This is a genomic window from Microbacterium sp. AG1240 (assembly GCF_003635115.1).
GTDB lineage: Bacteria > Actinomycetota > Actinomycetes > Actinomycetales > Microbacteriaceae > Microbacterium.
The window spans coordinates 68,394-87,119 of the sequence record NZ_RBXJ01000003.1 but is presented as its reverse complement, the minus strand read 5'-3'; the positions used below and the strand labels follow the sequence as shown (position 1 = coordinate 87,119).

The 18,726-nt window shown below is 69.5% G+C and carries 17 protein-coding genes; 2 read left to right on the top strand and 15 right to left on the bottom strand.

From position 1 onward, the window contains the following. Positions 1-29 precede the first annotated feature (29 nt). The 15 genes from fgd to DEU34_RS12465 form a co-directional block, all read right to left on the bottom strand. Positions 30-1,040 carry a glucose-6-phosphate dehydrogenase (coenzyme-F420) gene (gene fgd / locus DEU34_RS12530; RefSeq protein WP_121150786.1) on the bottom strand — a complete coding sequence of 337 codons (1,011 nt, stop codon included), beginning with the start codon at positions 1,038-1,040 and terminating at the stop codon, positions 30-32. Next, positions 1,037-2,161, bottom strand: coding sequence for an alcohol dehydrogenase catalytic domain-containing protein (locus DEU34_RS12525; protein ID WP_121150784.1), 1,125 nt, complete (start codon positions 2,159-2,161; stop codon positions 1,037-1,039). Before DEU34_RS12525 ends, fgd begins: the two co-directional genes overlap by 4 nt. Beyond that, a complete protein-coding gene (locus DEU34_RS12520) occupies positions 2,158-3,153 on the bottom strand; it encodes an LLM class flavin-dependent oxidoreductase (protein WP_121150782.1) in 996 nt (331 codons plus the stop codon). Before DEU34_RS12520 ends, DEU34_RS12525 begins: the two co-directional genes overlap by 4 nt. Then, positions 3,150-3,548 (bottom strand): carboxymuconolactone decarboxylase family protein, encoded by a 399-nt coding sequence (locus DEU34_RS12515; RefSeq protein WP_121150781.1) that lies wholly within the window; start codon positions 3,546-3,548, stop codon positions 3,150-3,152. The genes DEU34_RS12520 and DEU34_RS12515 overlap by 4 nt, the downstream gene beginning before the upstream one ends. Then, on the bottom strand, positions 3,548-5,134 hold the full coding sequence (locus DEU34_RS12510) for an amidase family protein (RefSeq protein ID WP_183042477.1): 1,587 nt from the start codon (positions 5,132-5,134) through the stop codon (positions 3,548-3,550). Before DEU34_RS12510 ends, DEU34_RS12515 begins: the two co-directional genes overlap by 1 nt. A gap of 37 nt (positions 5,135-5,171) precedes the next feature. After that, complete coding sequence (locus tag DEU34_RS16325) at positions 5,172-6,059, bottom strand: DUF6282 family protein (RefSeq protein WP_183042476.1); 888 nt, start codon at positions 6,057-6,059, stop codon at positions 5,172-5,174. Beyond that, positions 6,056-6,931: an oxaloacetate decarboxylase gene (locus DEU34_RS12505; protein WP_183042475.1), complete on the bottom strand. Its 876-nt coding sequence runs from the start codon at positions 6,929-6,931 to the stop codon at positions 6,056-6,058. The genes DEU34_RS16325 and DEU34_RS12505 overlap by 4 nt, the downstream gene beginning before the upstream one ends. Further along, positions 6,924-7,937: an ABC transporter permease gene (locus tag DEU34_RS12500; protein WP_121150776.1), complete on the bottom strand. Its 1,014-nt coding sequence runs from the start codon at positions 7,935-7,937 to the stop codon at positions 6,924-6,926. Before DEU34_RS12500 ends, DEU34_RS12505 begins: the two co-directional genes overlap by 8 nt. Beyond that, on the bottom strand, positions 7,934-9,466 hold the full coding sequence (locus tag DEU34_RS12495; protein WP_121150774.1) for a sugar ABC transporter ATP-binding protein: 1,533 nt from the start codon (positions 9,464-9,466) through the stop codon (positions 7,934-7,936). The genes DEU34_RS12500 and DEU34_RS12495 overlap by 4 nt, the downstream gene beginning before the upstream one ends. A gap of 63 nt (positions 9,467-9,529) precedes the next feature. Then, on the bottom strand, positions 9,530-10,630 hold the full coding sequence (locus tag DEU34_RS12490; protein WP_147424071.1) for a sugar ABC transporter substrate-binding protein: 1,101 nt from the start codon (positions 10,628-10,630) through the stop codon (positions 9,530-9,532). 301 nt (positions 10,631-10,931) lie between these two features. After that, positions 10,932-11,690 carry an IclR family transcriptional regulator gene (locus tag DEU34_RS12485; RefSeq protein WP_183042474.1) on the bottom strand — a complete coding sequence of 253 codons (759 nt, stop codon included), beginning with the start codon at positions 11,688-11,690 and terminating at the stop codon, positions 10,932-10,934. A gap of 73 nt (positions 11,691-11,763) precedes the next feature. Next, on the bottom strand, positions 11,764-12,825 hold the full coding sequence (locus DEU34_RS12480) for a sulfate/molybdate ABC transporter ATP-binding protein (RefSeq protein WP_121150768.1): 1,062 nt from the start codon (positions 12,823-12,825) through the stop codon (positions 11,764-11,766). After that, positions 12,822-13,646, bottom strand: coding sequence for an ABC transporter permease (locus DEU34_RS12475; RefSeq protein ID WP_121150766.1), 825 nt, complete (start codon positions 13,644-13,646; stop codon positions 12,822-12,824). The genes DEU34_RS12480 and DEU34_RS12475 overlap by 4 nt, the downstream gene beginning before the upstream one ends. 8 nt (positions 13,647-13,654) lie before the next feature. Next, complete coding sequence (gene modA / locus DEU34_RS12470) at positions 13,655-14,431, bottom strand: molybdate ABC transporter substrate-binding protein (RefSeq protein WP_121150764.1); 777 nt, start codon at positions 14,429-14,431, stop codon at positions 13,655-13,657. Further along, positions 14,431-14,838 carry a molybdopterin-binding protein gene (locus tag DEU34_RS12465; protein ID WP_121150762.1) on the bottom strand — a complete coding sequence of 136 codons (408 nt, stop codon included), beginning with the start codon at positions 14,836-14,838 and terminating at the stop codon, positions 14,431-14,433. Before DEU34_RS12465 ends, modA begins: the two co-directional genes overlap by 1 nt. 353 nt (positions 14,839-15,191) lie before the next feature. Between DEU34_RS12465 and DEU34_RS12460 the strand changes: the two genes are divergently transcribed. Beyond that, positions 15,192-16,700, top strand: a complete 1,509-nt coding sequence (locus DEU34_RS12460) for a glycosyltransferase family 2 protein (RefSeq protein WP_259460150.1) — start codon at positions 15,192-15,194, stop codon at positions 16,698-16,700. After that, a complete protein-coding gene (locus DEU34_RS12455; protein ID WP_121150760.1) occupies positions 16,697-18,706 on the top strand; it encodes a glycosyltransferase family 39 protein in 2,010 nt (669 codons plus the stop codon). The genes DEU34_RS12460 and DEU34_RS12455 overlap by 4 nt, the downstream gene beginning before the upstream one ends. Positions 18,707-18,726: the final 20 nt, after the last annotated feature.

The following is an 18,726-nucleotide window of genomic DNA, read 5'->3' as shown; positions in this document are numbered from 1 at the left end:
TCGCTCGCTTCTCGCGGGAGATCACAGGGTCAGCGGCCGAGGGGGAGCAGGGGGACGACGTCACGCGTGAACTGCGTCATGAAGCGTCGCTGATCCGCACCCGGCGCGTGGAAGACGAGGTGGGTGAAGCCGGCGTCGATGTACGCGGAGATCGCCGCGGCGACCGGCCGAGGGTCAGAGCCGACGATCCACCGTGAGGCGATCGCGTCCATCGACAGGCCATCGGCGGCCCGCTCCATCTCAAGCGGGTCGCTCAAGTCGTGCTTCTGCTCCTTCGACAGAGACAGCGGCGCCCAGAACCGGGTGTTCTGGCGCGCGAGGTCGGGGTCGGTGTCGTAACTGACCTTGATCTCGATCATCCGGTCGATGGATGCGGCGTCGCGACCCGCTTTCGCCAGTCCCGTGTCCACCGCGGGCAGCAGCTGCTCGGTATACAGACCCATGCCCTTCCCCGAGGTGCAGATGAACCCGTCACCTGCTCTCCCCGCATAGGCGGCGACGACCGGACCTCCCGCAGCGATGTAGATGGGCACCGGACTGTCCGGTCGGTCGTAGATCGTGGCGTTGCGTGTCGTATAGAACTCGCCGTCGATGGTGATGCGATCGTCCGTCCACAAACGCCGCATGAGATCCACCGATTCGCGCAGCCTCGCGAACCTTTCGCGGAACGCCGGCCAATCGCCGCGCCACCCCGACGCAACCTCGTTGAGCGCCTCGCCCGTTCCCACTCCGAGCATGATGCGACCCGGGTACAGGCACCCCAGGGTCGCGAATGCCTGCGCAAGAACCGCGGGGTTGTAGCGGAACGACGGCGTCAGAACGGACGTGCCGATTCGGATACGAGAGGTGCGCTCGCCGACGGCGGCCATCCAGGCGAGTGCGAACGGGGCGTGGCCACCGGTGTGCCGCCAAGGCTGGAAGTGATCGCTCACGGTGACCGAGTCGAAGCCGTGCTGCTCGGCCTCGACGGCGATCTCCACGAGCTCGCGCGGGCCGAACTGCTCGGCGGACGCCTTGAGTCCGATCTCGATGCGTGTCATCGGTGGTCTCCTTCCGTCGTCATGTCGATCACCTGGCGGATTGCGTGCCCGTCCGCGAGACGGTCCATCCCACGATTGATCTCATCGAACGGGAGACGATCCGAGATCAGCTCCTCGATCGGGAGCAGGCCCCGTCGCCACAGGTCGACGTAGCGGGGGATATCGCGCTCCGGCACGGCCGATCCCAGGTAGCTGCCCACGATCCGGCGACCCTCGGCGACCAGGGCCAGCGGGCTGACGGGCACTCTCGCCTCGGGGCGGGGGAGGCCGACCGTCACCGTGGTCCCGCCGGGCGCGGTGAGGGTGATCGCGGTCTCGAACGCGGCGGCAGCTCCGGCAGCTTCGACGACGACGTCGCCGCGCAGCCCCTCCCCGATCGCCTCTTGAGGGGCGAGCGCCCGGGAAGCGCCGAGGCGCGACGCGGTCTCTCGCTTAGCCGGATCCAGATCGACTCCCACCACGTCCACTCCATCGATCGCGAGGGCGGCGAGCAGCGCGGACATGCCTACGCCGCCCAGGCCGACGACCACGACCCGGTCGCCCGGAGAGGGAGGGGCGGCGTTGAACACCGCGCCGCCGCCGGTGAGGATCGCGCAGCCCAGAAGCGCGGCCACCTCGGCGGGGACGTCGTCATCGACCCGCACGACCGAGCGGCGGTCGACGACCGCGGCGGTCGCGAATGCCGACACGCCCAGGTGATGCAGTACGTCCTCGCCGTGATCGTGCAGGCGAACGGCACCGGAGAGCAGAGTGCCCGCGCCGTTGGCCGCACTACCCGGCTCGCAGGGGATCCGACCCTCGCTCATGCACCCGCGGCAGCGACCGCATCGGGGCAGGAAGGTCATGACGACGCGGTCGCCGACCGCCAGGTCGACGACGCCGTCTCCCAGCTCGACAACGCGTCCGGACGCCTCGTGACCCAGCAGCATCGGGAGCGGTCGCGATCGATCGCCGTTGATCACGGACAGGTCGGAGTGGCAGAGGCCGGCGGCCTCGATCCGCACGAGGATCTCACCCGTCCCCGGAGCGTCGAGGTCGAGCTCCCGCATCTGCAGCGGGTGAGAGGAGACATACGGGCGATCCGCGCCCTCGCGGGAGAGAACAGCTCCTCGAATTCTCATAGTCCCGGTACCACCTCTCGCGTCAGAAGTTCGAGCGACGACATCGCCGCCGCGGCGGGCATATCGGGCCAGTCGGTGCGGAGGAGGAACTCGTCGACGCCGACAAGATCACGGAAACGGGCGAGCTCCCTGCGGCAGTGCTCTGGGTCGCCCACGATGAATCGCCCCGCGCCGACCTCGTCGGCTCCGCCGGTCAGCGCCTGCCCGTCGGGATGACCGTCCTGCTGGCCCCAGGCCTCGTAGCGTCCGTACTTCTTCTCCAGGAACGGAAGGGCGAGTTCGCGGGCGCGCTCGGTCGTGGGGGCGCAGTACACCTCGCGGAAGGCGGCGATCCAGCCGTCCCCCCGGCCGCTGTCCTGAGAGGTGCTGCGGTACAGCGATGCCTGCTCGGCGATCGTGCCGGCCGGAGCGGCGGGGTTCAAGATCCACCCGTCCGAGAGCCGGCCCGCTCGGCGGATGGCGGCGTTGCTCGTGCCGCCGATCCACACCGGCAGCGGTCGCTGCACGGGCGGCGTGCCGATCGTGGCTCCGTCCAGGGAGCACCAGGGCTCGTCGACGGTGACGGGCTCGCCGCTCCACAGCGCTCGGGCGATCTCGAGGTTGCGCTCGAACCTGCGTGCACGGGATGCCCGATCGACGCCGAAGGCGGCGAACTCCTCAGCGCGGTATCCGAGGCCGAGGCCCGCGATCATCCGCCCGCCCGTGAGCACATCGAGCGTGGCGAACTCCTCCGCCATCGCGACCGGATTGCCCAGCGTCCACAGGTGGATGCCGGTGCCCAGTCGCATCCCCGGCACCTCGCCTGACAGGCGCGCGAGGAACGGCAGCGGCTGCAGCCTCTGCGTGCCCTCGGTGACGAAGTGCTGACCGGTGAAGATCGAGTGCCACCCCGCGTCTGCCGCCGTGCGTGCCAGGGCGAGCTGGTCGCCGAGGTGCGCGCCCATGTCGGCGGGCGTCGAGTGCTCGTTGGTGAGGAACAGCCCGACCTTCATGCGTCGTCGCCGTCCGCGAGTCCGGCGAACTCCTCGGTTCGCAGAACCTCTTCCAGGATCGGGAACGCCGCCATCGGGACGTGGAAACCACCGACGAGTCCGGCGAGTTCGAGCGTGTTCACGATCTGCTCGACCGATGCGCCGTGGCGCAGCGCCTCGCCGATGTGGAACCGCAGGCCGTAGGTGAACGAGACGGCCGCATCCGCCGCGATCATGATGAGTTCCTTCGTGATGCGGGGGAGCACCTCGTTCTCGTGCACGGCGTGCATGTACGAAGCGTGGAACTGCTCCAGCGCGGCGGGGCTGTAGCGTGCCGCCACGGCCAGGTGCGGGTGCACGACGCCGCGGTCCTTCTCGATGCGCGCGAGCAGGTCGTCGGTCGTGGTGGCGCCCATCACCGTCCTCCCTCGAAGGCGGTGGGCTGCGCCCAGTCGAAGCGGGCATCCTGAAGAGCCCACCCGTGGGCGAGCTCGTACGCCCTGGCGAGGGTCATCAGACGTGCGTCGTCGTGGCGAGCGGCGACCGCCATGACTCCGACCGGCAGCCCGTCGTGATCGGCGGCGGGCATGCTCATCGCCGGGTGCCCGGTGAGGTTGAACAGCGGCACGTTGTGCATCATGCCCCAGCCGCGCAACGACCGGTCGACCCCATCGAGATCGGGGCGCGCGAGGAAGGGCGTGTGCGTGGTCGTCGGCATCATGAGCACGTCGACGTCCTGAAGCGCAGCATCCACCTCCGCCCGCATGCCCTCGGCGAGTTGGTGGGCACGGGCGCCGACCTCGCCGCCGCGATGACGGTTCAGGTAGGTGCCGACCATGAGCACGGCCTGGAAGTTGGGCGGGAGGCGGTTGCCGCGTTCGGCGATGGACCTCGCGAGGGCACCGGCGAACTCCGGCGAGGACTCCGACAGCCAGTGGTACGCGTTCGGCCAGCCGAGCGTCGCCGAGGTCGCCGACTCGAGCATCGCGGCGAACATCACGTCACCGCCCTCGGCGAGCACGGGCAGATCGATCTCGACGAGCTCGGCCCCGAGCGCGGCGAAGCGGTCAGCGGCTGCGCGGACGGCAGCGGCGGTCTCACGCGAGCCCTCGGGTGCGTCAGGCGCATCGGCGGGGGCGAAGCCCTGCCGTACGAGCCCGATGCGCACACCCGACAGGTCGACGGATGCGGCGGCGACCGCCTCGACGTACGAACCCCGCTCGATGCGCACGGGGGTCAGAGGGTCGGCGTCGTCGTGGACGACAGGGGGCACCACGGCATCCATGCCCCTGGCCATGATCTCCACGCGGCGCGCGAGCGGACCCGCGTGGTCGAATCGCCAGTCCGACGTGGGGATGCCCGTGAAGGGCACGAGGCCGTGCGTCGGTTTCAGGCCGATCACCCCGCTCCAGGACGCGGGGATGCGGCAGGAACCGCCCGTATCGGTGCCCCAGGCGAGATCGATGCCGTCGTACCAGAGAGCAACGGCCGATCCCGTGGAGGAGCCGGACGCGGTTCGTGCGCGGTCGAAGGGGTTCTCGACGCGCTCGTGCCCGGAGGTCTCGCCGCCGCCTGAGAAGGCGAAGGCCTCCATATTCGTGGTGGCAACGATGCGCCCGCCCGCGTCGAGCACCCGTCGGGTGAGCTCGGCATCATCGCTCGGCACATAGTCGGTGAGCACATCGGAGCCCATCGTCATGGGGATGCCGGCGACCGGGATGTTGTCCTTCATGACGATGCGCAGACCCTCCAGGGTGCCGCGCGCACCGGGCTCGGTGACATCGACGATTCGCAGGATCGCGTGCAGCGGATCCTCCTCTGCCGTCGGCGCCCGGCCCGGGTCGCGTGTCACGGGCGTGCGTGCACGTTCGCGCGCGATCGCGTCGAACCGATCGACCGTGTCGAACATGTAGTCGGTCAGGTCGCGGAAGCGTGTCGCTTCATCGTCGGGGATGGGGAAGCCGAGCTGGGCCGACAGCGCGGAGATGTCTTCGGGGGTCATTCGCGGCATCTTTGCTCCTTGATCGGGGGTCGAGAGGTCACAGCGCGTGCCGGACGAGGTGCGCCGGGTTGTCGCGGAAGATGAGCTCGATCTCGTGGCGGGTGAGACCCTCGGCGATGAGGGCGTCGGCGAGCGTCTGCAACATCGCGCTCGACGGAGGGCACCACGAGAAGAAGTAGTCCGACGTCGCGACACATCTTTCGGCGCCCACCAGGCGCACCATGCGAGCAAGGTCGGCGAACGAGACGCGCCCGATCGGAGCGTACGCCCCGAGCGCACAGATCTCGATGAATGCGCCCAGGCGGGCGGCCTCCGCGATGTCTTCTCCGCTCGCGCCGATCGAGTGGCTGTCGGGGTGAGCGAAGACATAGCGGTCGGCGAGGCGACCGGTGCGGAGGATCGCCATGGTCTCGGCGACGCTCACGTGGCCGGAGTAGACCAGGAGCGGGTACGCGTCGAAGACGTCGAGCACCGAGAGCGCGGCGGCGGTGAGCTCGCCGTCGTCGTCGGTGATGACGACGCCGCGCTCCGCGTCGGGGCGGTAGCGGTCGATCACCCCGGCGATGCGCTGCGAGATACCCCCGCGTGCGAGGTCGCTGGCGGCGCTCGCCGTCGGGAGATATACGACCCCGGCACCCTGGCGCGCGGCGAGCTCCACGACGTCAGGTTCCATGCCGCCCGCGAAACGGTTCAGGGTCACACTCGGAATCACGGTGATCCCCGGAACCGCGCGGTTGATCATCTCGGCGCGGCCGAGCGTCGGCCAGACGTGCGACTTGAGGACCACGGCGCGCATGCCGGCGTCGCGGCAGAGGGTCACGTCATCGATGTCCGACATCGGGGTGCGCAGGTCGTCCGATATCTCGGGATAGCCGTGGCGGTGCAGATCGACGGCACCGTCGAGGATCCCCGCAGCATCCGTCATCTCGCCGACCCCTCGAGCACCGACTGTTCCAACGCCTCCGCGGCAGCGATGCCGACCAGCTCGTTGAGCTGGCCGAGCGTGGCCATCTCGCCCGTCCATGCGCTGCTGGTGCCCGAGGCGAGCAGATCGGCGAAGAAGCGGGTGAATGCATCAGCGGCGATACGCAGCGACGACGTGGGGTACAGCACGATCCCGAAGCCCATCTCGCGGAAGCGTTCGCGCGAGAGCGCGGGCGTGAGACCCGACTCCGACATGTTCGCGACAAGGATGCCGGGCACGTCGGCCGCGATCCGCTCGAGTTCGCCCTCCGATTCGGGGGCGTCGATGAAGAGCGCGTCCGCGCCGGCGTCGTGGTATCGACGCGCGCGCTCGATCGCTTCGTCGATGCCGAGGGGCGCTCGGGCATCGGTGCGCGCGATGACGAGGGTCGAGGCATCGGTCCGCGCCCGGACGGCGGCGCGGATCTTCCGTTCCATCACCTCGGTCGGCTCGACCGTCTTACCGCGAAGGTGTCCGCATCTCTTCGGCCAGGTCTGGTCCTCGAGCTGGATGCCCTCGGCGCCCAGCGCCACGAGGCGCTCCACGGTCTTGGCGACGTTCACGACGTCGCCGTATCCCGTGTCGGCGTCCACGATCACGGGCACGTCGACGACGGAGGTGACCGCGGCGAGAGACTCGGCGATCTCGGCCAGAGCGATGAGACCGATGTCGGGCACACCGTGCCGCCAGGCCGCGGTGGCGTAGCCGCTGACGTAGACGACGCCGGCGCCGGCGCGTTCGGCCGCGAGAGCCTCCAGAGGCGTCCCGGCTCCGGGTACGACGAGCGTCCCGCCCGCCTCGGCGATGCGTCGGACGATGCGTGATTCAGGCACCGGCACTTCCTCTCCTGCCGCGCCCGGCGAGGACGGCGGCGAACGACACGGCCAGCAGGAGCGCCGCACCGTTGAAGACAGGGGCGACCCAGAAGGGGGCGCCCAGCAGATTGAGCCCGGAGACGCCGACAGCGAGGACGAGGACGCCGACCATGGTGCCCCAGACATTGAACCGGCCCCGGCGGATCGTCGTGGCGCCGAGGAAGGCGGCCGCATACGCCGGGAGGAGGAACGCCGGCCCTGTGCTCGGGCTCGCCGATCCGACGGTGCCGGTCTGCAGCACTCCCGCCACACCGGCGAGAGCCCCGGCGCCGATGAAGGCGGCAGAGAGATACAGATCGGTGGGGACGCCGGCCAACCGTGCCGACGCTCTCCCGAGGCCGGTCGCGGTGAGATAGCGGCCGAACGGAGTGCGCTCGAGCACGAGCCAGAGGATGAGCGCGATGGCGATCAGGTAGTAGAACGTCAGGGGGAGACCCAGGAACCGGCTGCGGGCGACGTAGGCGAGCCCCTCGTCGATGCCGTCGAAGAGCACCGACCCGTTGGTGAGCAGAAGGTTGCCTCCCGACAGCAGCGTGCCCATGCCCAGGGTGGCGATGAACGCGCTCACCCGTACCTTGACCACCAGGAAGGCGTTGATCGCACCGATCGCCGCGCCGGCGACGATGCCGAGGAGCATCGCGGGCACGAGGGGGACGCCCCCGATCGATGCCCACGCGGTGAGTACCGAGGTGAAGCCGAGCGTCGCGCCGACGGAGAGGTCGAACTCACCGGCGGCGAGGGGAAGGATCACGGCCAGAGCCAGGATCGCCGGCACGGCCTGATTGTTCGCGATCGCCTGAAAGTTCGACCAGGTCGGGAAGAGCGTCGGCGCCACCATCGAGAAGACCGCGATCAGCACGAGGAGGAAGATGACGATCGCGTAGTCGCCGATGCCCTGGCGCACCCGCCGGCGGCCCGCGCCGGTGCGCGCCTCCACCTCGGTGCCGGTGATGGTGCTGGTCATGAGAGATCTCCTGGAGGGGTATCGGATGACGGGGTCGAGAAGCTGGACGAGGTCAGACGCTGGACGGTGATGTCATCGCCGGCCACCTCGTCGACGATCCGCCCCCGATCGAGCACGAGGACGCGATCGCACAGACTCGCGATCTCGTCGAAGTCCGTCGAGGCGACGATCACGGCGATGCCGGATGCGGCGAGGTCGCGGCAGGTATCGGCGATCTCGGCGCGTGCGCCGATATCGATACCCTGCGTCGGCTCGTCGAGGACGAGGACGGAGAGGTCGAGCGCCGCGTTCCGGGCGAACACAACCTTCTGCTGGTTGCCGCCGCTCAGATCACCGACCAGCCGCTCGGGAGCGTGAGGGACTACTCCGAACCGCCGGATGAGCGCATCGGCGAGCTCGCGCTCGCTGCCCCTCTGGATGAGCCCGGCTCGCGTGACGCGGCTCAAGACGCTCAGCGAGGCGTTCTCGGCGACCGTCATACCCGCGACGACACCCTCCGCACGGCGATCCTGGGGCACGTAGCCGACACCGCGGCGCCGAGCGGCTCGCGGCGAGGTAGGAGCGTACGGTCGATCGTTCAGGGTGAGTGCTCCCGTGGAGGGGCGTTGGGCCCCGGCGAGAATACGCGCGAGCTCTGATCGCCCGCAGCCGATCAGCCCGGTCACGCCGAGGATCTCTCCGCGGCCCACCTCGAGCGAGATGCCCTGGAGACGCGGTCCGCTCACCGCGTCGACCACGAGCACCGGCTCTCTGCGCTTGATGCTGCGCCCGCGGGCGGAGGTCGGAGCGGTGCGACCGAGCACGAGCTCGACCAGTTCCTTCGTCGTGTGGCCCGCGTTCGGGGTGTCGGCGACGAGGCGACCGTCACGGAGGATGACGAGGTCGTCGGCGATCTGACGCACCTCGTCGAGGCGGTGCGAGACGTAGACGATGGAGGCGCCCGCGTCCACCGCGGTCCGCAGTGCGGCGAGCACCTTCTGCACCTCCGACTCGGGAAGAGAGGCGGTGGGTTCGTCGAGGAAGATCGTCGGTCGCTCGGCCTCGAAGAATGCCCGGGCGATGGCGACCATGGTCTGCTGGGCGGGAGCGAGGTCGCTCATCAGTTCGGACGGACGCACCGGTACGCCCAGACGATCGAGGGTCTCGCTCACACGCGCGTCCTGCCGGCGCTGCGCGATGAATCCACCACGCACCACACCGGTGAACCGCTCGGTGAGCGCGAAGTTGTCGCTCACCGACATGGCGGGCACGACGGCGAGGTCCTGGTGGAGGAACCGGAGCCCCGCCGCGTGCACCTGACGCGGGTTCGAGGGGAGCGCGAGTGCATCGCCGTGCACGAGCGCCTGGCCGTGGCCGGGATCGGGGGTGTAGAAGCCGGAGAGGATTTTGATGAGCGTCGACTTGCCCGACCCGTTCTGGCCGAGCAGAGCGGTCACCCGACCGCTGTCGAAGCTCACCGACAGGTCATCGAGCGCGCGCTGCGCGCCGAACGTCTTCGAGATGTTCTTCACCTCGACTGCAGCTGACATGGTCTGTCCTTGGATGGGGCCGGGGAGGGCGGGTGAGTGCCCTCCCCGACGGGCGGGAGGGGGTCAGACGCCCCACATCTCGGAGTACTTCGCGCGGAAGTCGAAGTCGCCCGTCCACGCGGTTCCTTCGGCGGGCAGGTTGTCGGCGACCAGGATGCGGGCCGGGACGCCGTCGTCGTCGACCATCGCGGCGCCTTGGCTCAGACGCAGCACAGCGTCGGCTCCGGCCCATCCGACCCATTCCAGGGCCTCTCCGACCACGATCTTCTGCACGGTGCCGGAGCGGATGAAGTCGAGGTTCTGCAGGTTGCCGTTGAAGGAGGCGACGATCACGTCCGAGCGTCCGGACTGCTGCACGGCCTGGACCATGTCGGTCGCGGCTGCGTCGTAAGGGGCCCAGAGGACGTTGACGTCGGGGTTGGCCTGCAGTGTGCTCTGGACCAGAGAGACGAGATCGGCGCCGCCGGCGGTCTGCGAGATGTCCTGCTCGGCGACGATCTCGCAACCGGAGCACTGCGAGAAGATCTCCTTGCTTCCCTCGACGCGCTTGACGACGGTCTTGAACTCGTTGCCCGTGAACATCGCGATCTTGGCATCGCCACCGGTCGAGACCACGATCTGCGAGGCGAGCATCTGCCCTTCAGCGTCACCGTGCAGCGAGACTTCGTGATCGAGCCCTGTGGTGTTGTCCGTCGCGGAGGCCACCACGAAGATGCCGGCCGCTCGAGCGCGCTCGAGGGCACCCGAGACGATGTCGGGGTCGATCGAGACCAGGAACACCGCGTCGGCCTTCTGCGTGATGGCCTGATCGATCGCGGCGTTGTCGGCAGCGGGGTCGCCCTTCGGGTCGACGAGGGTGGTCTGCCATCCGAGAGCGTCGGCGGCTTCGATGAAGCCCTCCGCCTGTCGCTTGCAGCCCTCCACGGCCATGCCGCACGGAACGACGACCACCGACAGGGCTTCGCCGTCCGCCTGTGGGCTGTCATCGGGGCCGGGCCATGCGGTGATCTCCGCCTGACCCTGCTCGGCGATCTCCGAGATCGCCGCCGGCACGTTCGACGTGTCGACGGGGGCGCTCGCGGTGTCGTCCTCGGGGCCGCTGCAGCCGGCCAGCAGCAGGGCCGCCGCGGCGACGATCGCGGGGGCGAGCCATTTCTTTGCCATGGTGATCGGTTCCTCTCGTGCGAACGGTTCGGCCGAATGGCCGAGTCGGGTGGTGCGTCTCGGGTGGTGCACGAAATCGACAGCCGTCGGGGTGTATGCCAGGACATCTCTGTCCTTGCTGGTTCACTCAGCGAACCGCTGTTTCGCTTTCTGGACCATACGGTAAGACCCGCGAGAGGGCGGGGTCAAGCATCCTTTTGTAAAGATCACGTGACGGAAACCGCACCCGGTGACGGCGGGAGGGCGCGCGAAACTGCCCGTGCCCCCACGGCGGCGGGGTCGGAGGTGAGAGGGAGTCGGGTCAGTCCCAGCCCATGGCGGCCGACACGGCGCCGGCGGCTGACGCGACCGACGCCGCGAGGGAGGCCTCGGATGCCTCGACGCGCTGAAGGAGTCCACCGAGGCTGATCGCTCCGACCGGCATGCCGCGATCGTCGCGGAGTGCGACGGCGATGGCGCCGACGCCCTGCGAGACGTCGCCGCGAGCGAACGCGTAGCCGTTGTCGGCGGCGAAGCGGATGCGACGACGTACGGCCTCCTCTTTGGACGGGTCGAGTCCGCTGAGGGCTTCGCTGACTTCTTCCGCGTCGAGAGCGGCCAGGATCGCGCTGCCGCTCGCCCCGACCGTCAGCGGGACCATGCTCCCCGGCGGCGTGGAGAGATCGCGCATCGGGTGCCAGCCCTCGATCCGCTCCGCGCAGACCGCCTCGGACTCGCGGCGCAGCATGAGGTACACCGTCTCGCCGGTGTCCTCGCGGAGCGCGCGCAGCGCGCTGCGCGCTTCTCGTCGGATGTCCAGCGACGACTCGACCACGTGTGACAGGTGCAGCAATCGCACGCCGAGTCGATACGCACGGGTCTGTTCGTTCTGCTCCAGGAGACCGAGTGACACGAGCGTCTGAGCCACTCGGTGGACGGTGGCCTTGCTCAGTCCCACCGTCTTGGCCAGGAGCGTCAATCCCATCTCGGGCCGCTCGCGGGAGAAGGCGAAGAGGATTGCGCCTGCTCGGGTGACTGCGCCGAGATCTGATCCTTTATCCGGACCGTCGTTTCGCTCCATGAACCATGACGCTAGGGGTGGCATGCATCGCCGTCAAGCGGGGAGGTGTGAGCCGGCCACGGTCTTCCGCGGGTCAGAGTTCGTACGCCAGGGCGACGCCCGCGTCGAAGGTGAACCATGCCGTCGTTCCCGGCGTGAGATCCAGCTCGGCGACGCGAACCGGGAGCACGTCGGCGGCGATGCCGGTCGAGCGCACGCGCACGAGGTCGCCGCGCGGTTCGAGATCAGTGATCTCTCCCGAGATCGTGACAGCGGCGGAGTCGTGCGGAGGACGCGTCCCGGTGGTGACCGTGACCGACGACGGACGGATCGACACCCCGACCCGTGCGCCCACCGGTATCGCGTCGACGCCGCGTGCGCCGAGCGAGTGGCCGTCGTCGGTGCGGATCTCGTCGGCGGTGCGGGTGCCGACGAGGAGGTTCAGGGCGACGAGTCCCGCGGCGAACGGTGTGGCGGGGCGGTGGAGCACGTCGCGCGTCGGCCCCGTGTCGACGATGCGCCCCGCTTCGAGGACGACGACGCGGTCGGCGAGGGTGAACGCGTCGAGGACGTCGTGGGTGACGATGACGGCCGTCCGGTCGGCGAGGACGTCGCGCAGCATCCGGCGCAGAGCCGGCGCGACCGACACGTCGAGGGCCGACATCGGTTCGTCGAGCAGCAGGAGCGCCGGGTCGGAGGCCAGCGCGCGGGCGACGGCGATGCGCTGCGCCTGCCCGCCGGAGAGCTGGGCCGGCTTCCTGTCGTGCAGCTCGGCGGCGTCGACGCGTTCCAGCCACTGCATCGCCGTACGGTTCGCCGCCTCGCGCGAGACCTTCTTGCTGCGGGGACCGAAGGCCACGTTGTCGCGGGCCGTCAGATGCGGGAACAGCAGAGCGTCCTGCGCGAGCATCGACACGCCCCGCTCGTGCGGGGCGAGCCAGCGGTTTCCGCTGCGGCCGGGCGAGATGTCGAACAGCGTTCGGTCATCGAGTCGCGCGCGGCCGGTGGTCGGGCGGAGGAGACCGGCGGTGACGTTCAGGAATGTCGACTTGCCCGCCCCGTTGGGGCCGAGAACGGCGACGGTCTCGCCGGCGGCGATATCGATGGCGACATCGAAGCCGCGGTCGGCGACGGTCGCGGTGAAGGAGAAGCTCACGAGCGCACCTTCCCGAGCCGGGGGAGGCGCGCTTCGCCGGCCTGATGGGCGATCGCCACCACGATGATGGCGACGACGACGAGCACCAGCGACAGCGCCACCGCCGCGTCGGGGTCGGTCTCGCGCTGCAGGTAGATCTCCAGCGGCAGGGTGCGCGTGACCCCCTGCAGGGATCCGGCGAACGTCAGCGTCGCCCCGAATTCGCCCAGGGCCCGCGCGAACGACAGCACCGCGCCCGACAGCACCGCGGGGAGGACGAGCGGCAGGGTGATGCGGCGCAGCACGGTCGTGGGGCGGGCTCCGAGGGTGGCGCCGACCGCTTCGTACCGCGTGCCGGCGGTGCGCAGGGCGCCCTCGAGGCTCAGCACCAGGAAGGGGAGGGCGACGAAGGTCTGCGCCAGGACGACGGCGGTGGTCGAGAAGGCGATCGATATCCCGAGAACCTCGAGGTGCTGCCCGAGGAGTCCCCGCCGCCCGAAGGTGTAGAGCAGCGCGATTCCTCCCACGACCGGCGGAAGCACGAGGGGGAGGAGCACCAGCGACCGCAGGATCTTCTGCCCCCAGAAGCGCGTCCGCGCGAGGACCAGCGACATCGGCACCCCGACGACGATGCACAGCGCCGTCGCCGTGAGCGACGTGCGAAGGCTCAGCCAGAGCGCGTCCATCGACGACGGCGAGGTGACGAGTGGGAAGAACTCCGCCCAGTTGACGCGGGAGATCATCGCCACCAGCGGCACCACGACGAACGCGGCACCGATGACGGCGATGGCGACGACCCACGCGGGTACGCCCGCGAAAGGGGAGGTTCTCCGGGGTGCCATGCGGTCGCCTACGGCTTCCCGAAGCCGGCGGCGGAGAGCACATCTTCGCCGACCGAGCCGGTGACGAACGCCACGAACGCCGCGGCGACGTCGGGGCGGGCGGAGTCCTTCACCACCGCGATGGGGTAGGTGTTGACCGCCTCGCTCGATTCCGCGAATTCGATCCCCTCGACGGCGTCTCCGGCTGAGATGACGTCGGTGACGTAGACGAGTCCGGCGTCGGCCTCGCCCGAGACGACCTTGCCGAGCACATCGGTGACCGATGATTCCTCGCTGACCGGAACGATGTCCGAACCTGTTGCCTGCTCGATGGCGGCCGTCGCAGCTCCACAGGGAACCTGTGCGGCGCAGATCACGGTCTTCACCGCCGGGTCGGCGAGATCGGCGAGAGTCGTCACACCGGCGGGGTTGCCCGGTGGCACGGCGATCTCGAGCACGTTCGTCGCGAAGTCGACCGGGGCGTCGGCGTCGATCAGGGCCGCATCGGTCAGCTTCGTCATGTTCTTCTCATCGGCGGAGGCGAACACGTCGGCGGGGGCGCCCTCGGTGATCTGCGTCACGAGGTCGGAGGAGCCGGCGAAGGTCAGCTGCACGGTCGTGCCGGGGTTCGCGGCTTCGAACTCCGCCGCGAGCTCGGTGAATGTCGCGGTCAAGGATGCCGCGGCGAAGACGGTGATGGAACCCTCCGTCTTCGCGGTGTTCGTCGGCGCGTTTCCCCCGGCGCACGCGGTGAGGGTGAGCGCGGCGGCGAGGAGCGTCGCCGCGAGCGTGGAGATGCGGGTCATCACGGGGCCTTCGCTTCGGGGGTCTCGATGATGACCGTGGTGGCCTTCACGACGGCGATCGCGACGGACCCGGGTTCGAGCGCCAGCTCGCGCACCGCGTCGCTGCTCATGAGCGAGACGATCCGGTGGGGACCGCACTGCATCTCCACCTGCGCCATGACGGTGTCCATACGGATATCGGTCACCACGCCGACGAGCCGATTGCGGGCGGATCGTCCGATCTCGGAGGGGTCCGCCGGCAGCACGGCGTTCTTCCGGGCGAGGAGGGCGACGGCGAGGCCGTCGACGACGGTGCGTCCGGACGCATCCCGCGTGCTCTCCAGCACGCCGACCTCGATCCACCGACGAACGGTGTCGTCGCTCACGGCGAGAAACGCGGCCGCGTCTCGGATACGAATCTGCGTCATGAGGCACATCATATTTCCGCATAAGCGGATTCGCGACCGCGAGCGGGCCATCCGCAGGTGAACAGAGGGTTTCGCCACCCTGGCAAACACCTGACCGCTCCAAACCGTCTCCGTGTTCGTTCCGCATCACCACCCGTGCGGACGAATATCGATACGGAAGAAATCAGGAACACCGGGAGCGCCGCCGCAGCCGCCCCGTCCATGTCAGAGCAGGCCGGCTCCCTCTTCGCCGTTCTGCGCGCCATCTTCCGTTCCGTCGCCCCTCGGCGTCTCGTCGTCTCCCCGCGCACGCGCACCCCGCGCCTCTCGCTCCCCGCCCCTCGACTCGTCCGCCCGGACGCCGGAGGTTTCTCGTGATCCCGCCCCTCGACGCACCCGTGTCTCTTCTCGCCCAGACCGCTCCGGGTCAGACCCCCGAACCCCTCCTCACCCCCGTCGCCCCAGCGCCGGGGCAGCAGCCCTCCGGCGTGACCGACGTGCCCGTCCCCGCGCAGTCCGGCACCTCCGTGATGGGAGGATTCCTGCCCGATTGGTCGATCGGCGAGTGGCTCGGCTACAGCGGCATCATCGTTCTGGCGCTGCTGCTCACCGCGGTCGCGACGACGACGCTGTGGTGGATGCTGCACGCCTGGCGATCGGCCGACGACCTCCGCGCCACGCAGTTCAGCTCCTCGCCGCGCCCCGCCCGCCATCGCTTCACCCTCCTGGTGCCCGGGCGTCATGAGGAGGAGGTCATGGGGCAGACCCTCGACCGCCTCGCGCAGCAGGACCACCCCGACTTCGAAATCATCGCGATCGTCGGTCACGACGACCCCGGCACGGAGCTCGTCGTTCGCGAGGCCGCGGCTCGCCACCCCCGCCTCATCAAGGTGGTCGTCGACGACAGCGTGCCCAAGAACAAGCCGAAGGCGCTGAACCGCGCGCTTGAGATCGCGACCGGTGACGTCGTGGGCGTCTTCGATGCCGAGGACGAAGTGCATCCGGGTCTGCTCACCGTCGTCGACTCGAAGTTCCAGGAGACCGGCGCCGACGTCGTCCAGGGCGGCGTGCAGTTGATGAACTTCGAGACGAGCTGGTGGTCGCTGCGCAACGTGCTGGAGTACTACTTCTGGTTCCGTTCGCGCCTGCACTTCCACGCGCGGTCGAAATTCATCCCCCTGGGCGGTAACACCGTCTTCGTCACCCGCGACCGCCTCGAATGGTCGAAGGGGTGGGACGACCAGTGCCTCGCCGAGGACTGCGAGCTCGGTGTGCGCCTCTCGAGCGACGGGGCCAAGGTCGTCGTCGCCTACAACCCCGAGTACGTCACCCGTGAGGAGACGCCGCCGACGCTGAAATCGCTGTACAAGCAGCGCACGCGCTGGAACCAGGGCTTCCTGCAGGTGCTGGGCAAGGGCGAGTGGAAGAAGCTCCCGACCCTCCGCCAGCGCATGTACGCCCGCTACCTCCTCAACATGCCGTTCCTGCAGGCGGCCACCGGCATCCTGATCCCGATCTCGGTGGCCTTCATCCTGCTCGTCAAGGTGCCGACGGTCGTCGCGCTCATCACCTTCCTTCCGCTGGTGCCCACCGTCATCACTCTCGTCGCCGAAGCCGCCGGGCTCACCGAGTTCGGACGTGTGTACGCCAAGAAGGTGCGCGTGCGCGACTACGTCAAGCTCGTGCTCGGTCTCGTGCCCTACCAGATCTTCCTCGCCGCGGCGGCCGTGCGATCGGTCGTCCGGCAGCTGCGCGGCGACGGCAGCTGGGAGAAGACGGAGCACACCGGGGCGCACCGCGATTCCTCGGCCCCGACGTCGTCCGCGCTTCGACCCGCTTCTGCCGAGCTGGTCCCCGCCGCCGCTTCGGAGGAGAACCGATGACCTCGACGCTCGAACGCACGCCCACCGCGTCCGCTCCCGTGCCGCCCGCGAATGCCGGCGGTACGGCGGCGACGCTCCCCCGGGGCTCCTGGCGTGCGCGGCTGACCGACCTCGCCTGGTTGCTCCCCGCCCTGGCGATCGGCATGGTCGTCAACGCGATCAATCTCGGCGGTTCGCCGCAGCGTATCGACGACGAGGGCACCTATACCGCGCAGGCCTGGGCCATCGGCAACCTCGGCGAGCTCACCCATTACACGTACTGGTACGACCATCCGCCTCTCGGGTGGATTCAGATCGCGGGGTACGCCGGTCTGACGGGGGCGTGGGACCGGCACGACGTCGCCGTCGTCGCGGCGCGCGAGGCCATGCTCGTCGCGACAGCCATCGCGGGGATCCTCCTGTGGTTCCTGGTGCGGCGCATCGGCTTCGCACGACTCACCGCATCCGTCGCGACCGCGCTGTTCCTGCTGTCGCCGCTGGCGGTGCAGTTCCACCGCCAGGTGTACCTCGACAACATCGCGACGGCGTGGCTTCTCGGGGCCCTCCTGCTCGCGATGAGCCGGCGCAAGCAGCTGCTCGGGTACATCGGGGCGGCGGGGGCATTCGGTATCGCCGTCCTGACCAAGGAGACCTACCTCCTCGCCCTGCCGCTCATCGCGTGGTTCATGTGGCGAGGCGCCGACCGCACGACGCGTCGCTATACGCTCTCCGTCGCATCGGCGGTGCTGGTTCTCATCGGACTGACCTACGTCGCCTTCGCGCTCGTCAAGGGCGAGGTCGCTCCCGGCGCCGGTCGGGTCAGCCTCTTCGAAGGGCTGGCATTCCAGCTGGCCTCCCGCGAAGGCAGCGGATCGTTGTTCGACCCCGACAGCCTCATGTCGCGCACCGTCGGCATGTGGTGGCAGCTCGATTCCGTGCTGATCATCGCCGCTCTCGCGGCGGCGGTGGCGGCGCTCTTCGTGCGCCGCCTGCGTCCGTGGGCGATCACCCTGCTCGCGCTCACCGCGTTCATGTTCCGCGGCGGGTACCTCCCCGTGCCGTATGTGATCATGCTGCTGCCGTTCGCGGCGATCGTGGTCGCCGGGATCGGACAGGTCGCCGTCGAGCGCGTTCGCGCCCGGACGACTCGGCATCGGCTGCTCTCCCGCGTGGGCGGTGCCGGTGTCGCCGCCGGCCTGGTCATCGCGCTGGTGGCGGGCGCTCCGCTCTGGACGGCGCAGTTGCGCGGCTTCCTGCTCGCCGACCTCGACCGTCCGCTGCGCGACGCGGAGACCTGGATGGCCGAGAACGCCGCGGCCGACTCCCGGATGCTCGTCGACGACGCCATGTGGGTCGATCTCGTCGACGAGGGCTTCACCCGCGAGAACGTGGTCTGGTACTACAAGGCCGACACCGACTCCGACGTGCAGGCGCTCGCCCCCGACGGGTGGCGGGACTACGACTACGTCGTCACCACCGACTCGATGCGCACCTTCCCGACGGAGTTCCCGACGGTGAGCCAGGCGATCGAGAACAGTGTGGTCGTCGCCTCCTTCGGCGAGGGTGCGCAGCAGGTCGATGTGCGCTTCATCGACAGCGAGCAGTCGGGTCTGGCGCAGGCGAGCGACGACGGCCTCTACGCCGCGCGGTCGATCGCCGGCCAGCAGCTGCTGCAGAACCCCGCGGTCGGAGTCCCCGCCGAGGAGCAGGACCTGCTCACCTCGGGCGTCGTCGACGGCCGCATCCTGCTCACGCTCGGCCAGCTCGCCGCCATCGGACGCATCGACATCGCCGACATCGTCCAGCTCGACGGCGATCCCTCCGGCGTGCATCGTCAGCTGGTCATCAGCGCGTTCGCCGGCGAGGACGCGCGTGCCGATGGCCCGGGTTCCGACGCGGCACTGCGCTTCTATGAATCCCTCACCGGCCAGCTGGCGCCCCTGTCCGCCGTGCGCAGCGATGCGGGGGTGGTCATCACGTTTTCTCCCGTCGAACCGGTGAACCTGCTGCCGCGACCCGCGGCGTGACCTGCCGCCGCCGCACCCGA

Bases quoted from the DNA above. Each gene is read 5' to 3' on its own strand.
- fgd (WP_121150786.1), bottom strand. From the start codon at position 1,040: ATGACACGCATCGAGATCGGACTCAAGGCGTCCGCCGAGCAGTTCGGC.
- DEU34_RS12525 (WP_121150784.1), bottom strand. From the start codon at position 2,161: ATGAGAATTCGAGGAGCTGTTCTCTCCCGCGAGGGCGCGGATCGCCCG.
- DEU34_RS12520 (WP_121150782.1), bottom strand. From the start codon at position 3,153: ATGAAGGTCGGGCTGTTCCTCACCAACGAGCACTCGACGCCCGCCGAC.
- DEU34_RS12515 (WP_121150781.1), bottom strand. From the start codon at position 3,548: ATGGGCGCCACCACGACCGACGACCTGCTCGCGCGCATCGAGAAGGAC.
- DEU34_RS12510 (WP_183042477.1), bottom strand. From the start codon at position 5,134: ATGACCCCCGAAGACATCTCCGCGCTGTCGGCCCAGCTCGGCTTCCCC.
- DEU34_RS16325 (WP_183042476.1), bottom strand. From the start codon at position 6,059: ATGACGGATGCTGCGGGGATCCTCGACGGTGCCGTCGATCTGCACCGC.
- DEU34_RS12500 (WP_121150776.1), bottom strand. From the start codon at position 7,937: ATGACCAGCACCATCACCGGCACCGAGGTGGAGGCGCGCACCGGCGCG.
- DEU34_RS12495 (WP_121150774.1), bottom strand. From the start codon at position 9,466: ATGTCAGCTGCAGTCGAGGTGAAGAACATCTCGAAGACGTTCGGCGCG.
- DEU34_RS12490 (WP_147424071.1), bottom strand. From the start codon at position 10,630: ATGGCAAAGAAATGGCTCGCCCCCGCGATCGTCGCCGCGGCGGCCCTG.
- DEU34_RS12485 (WP_183042474.1), bottom strand. From the start codon at position 11,690: ATGGAGCGAAACGACGGTCCGGATAAAGGATCAGATCTCGGCGCAGTC.
- DEU34_RS12475 (WP_121150766.1), bottom strand. From the start codon at position 13,646: ATGGCACCCCGGAGAACCTCCCCTTTCGCGGGCGTACCCGCGTGGGTC.
- modA (WP_121150764.1), bottom strand. From the start codon at position 14,431: ATGACCCGCATCTCCACGCTCGCGGCGACGCTCCTCGCCGCCGCGCTC.
- DEU34_RS12465 (WP_121150762.1), bottom strand. From the start codon at position 14,838: ATGACGCAGATTCGTATCCGAGACGCGGCCGCGTTTCTCGCCGTGAGC.
- DEU34_RS12455 (WP_121150760.1), top strand. From the start codon at position 16,697: ATGACCTCGACGCTCGAACGCACGCCCACCGCGTCCGCTCCCGTGCCG.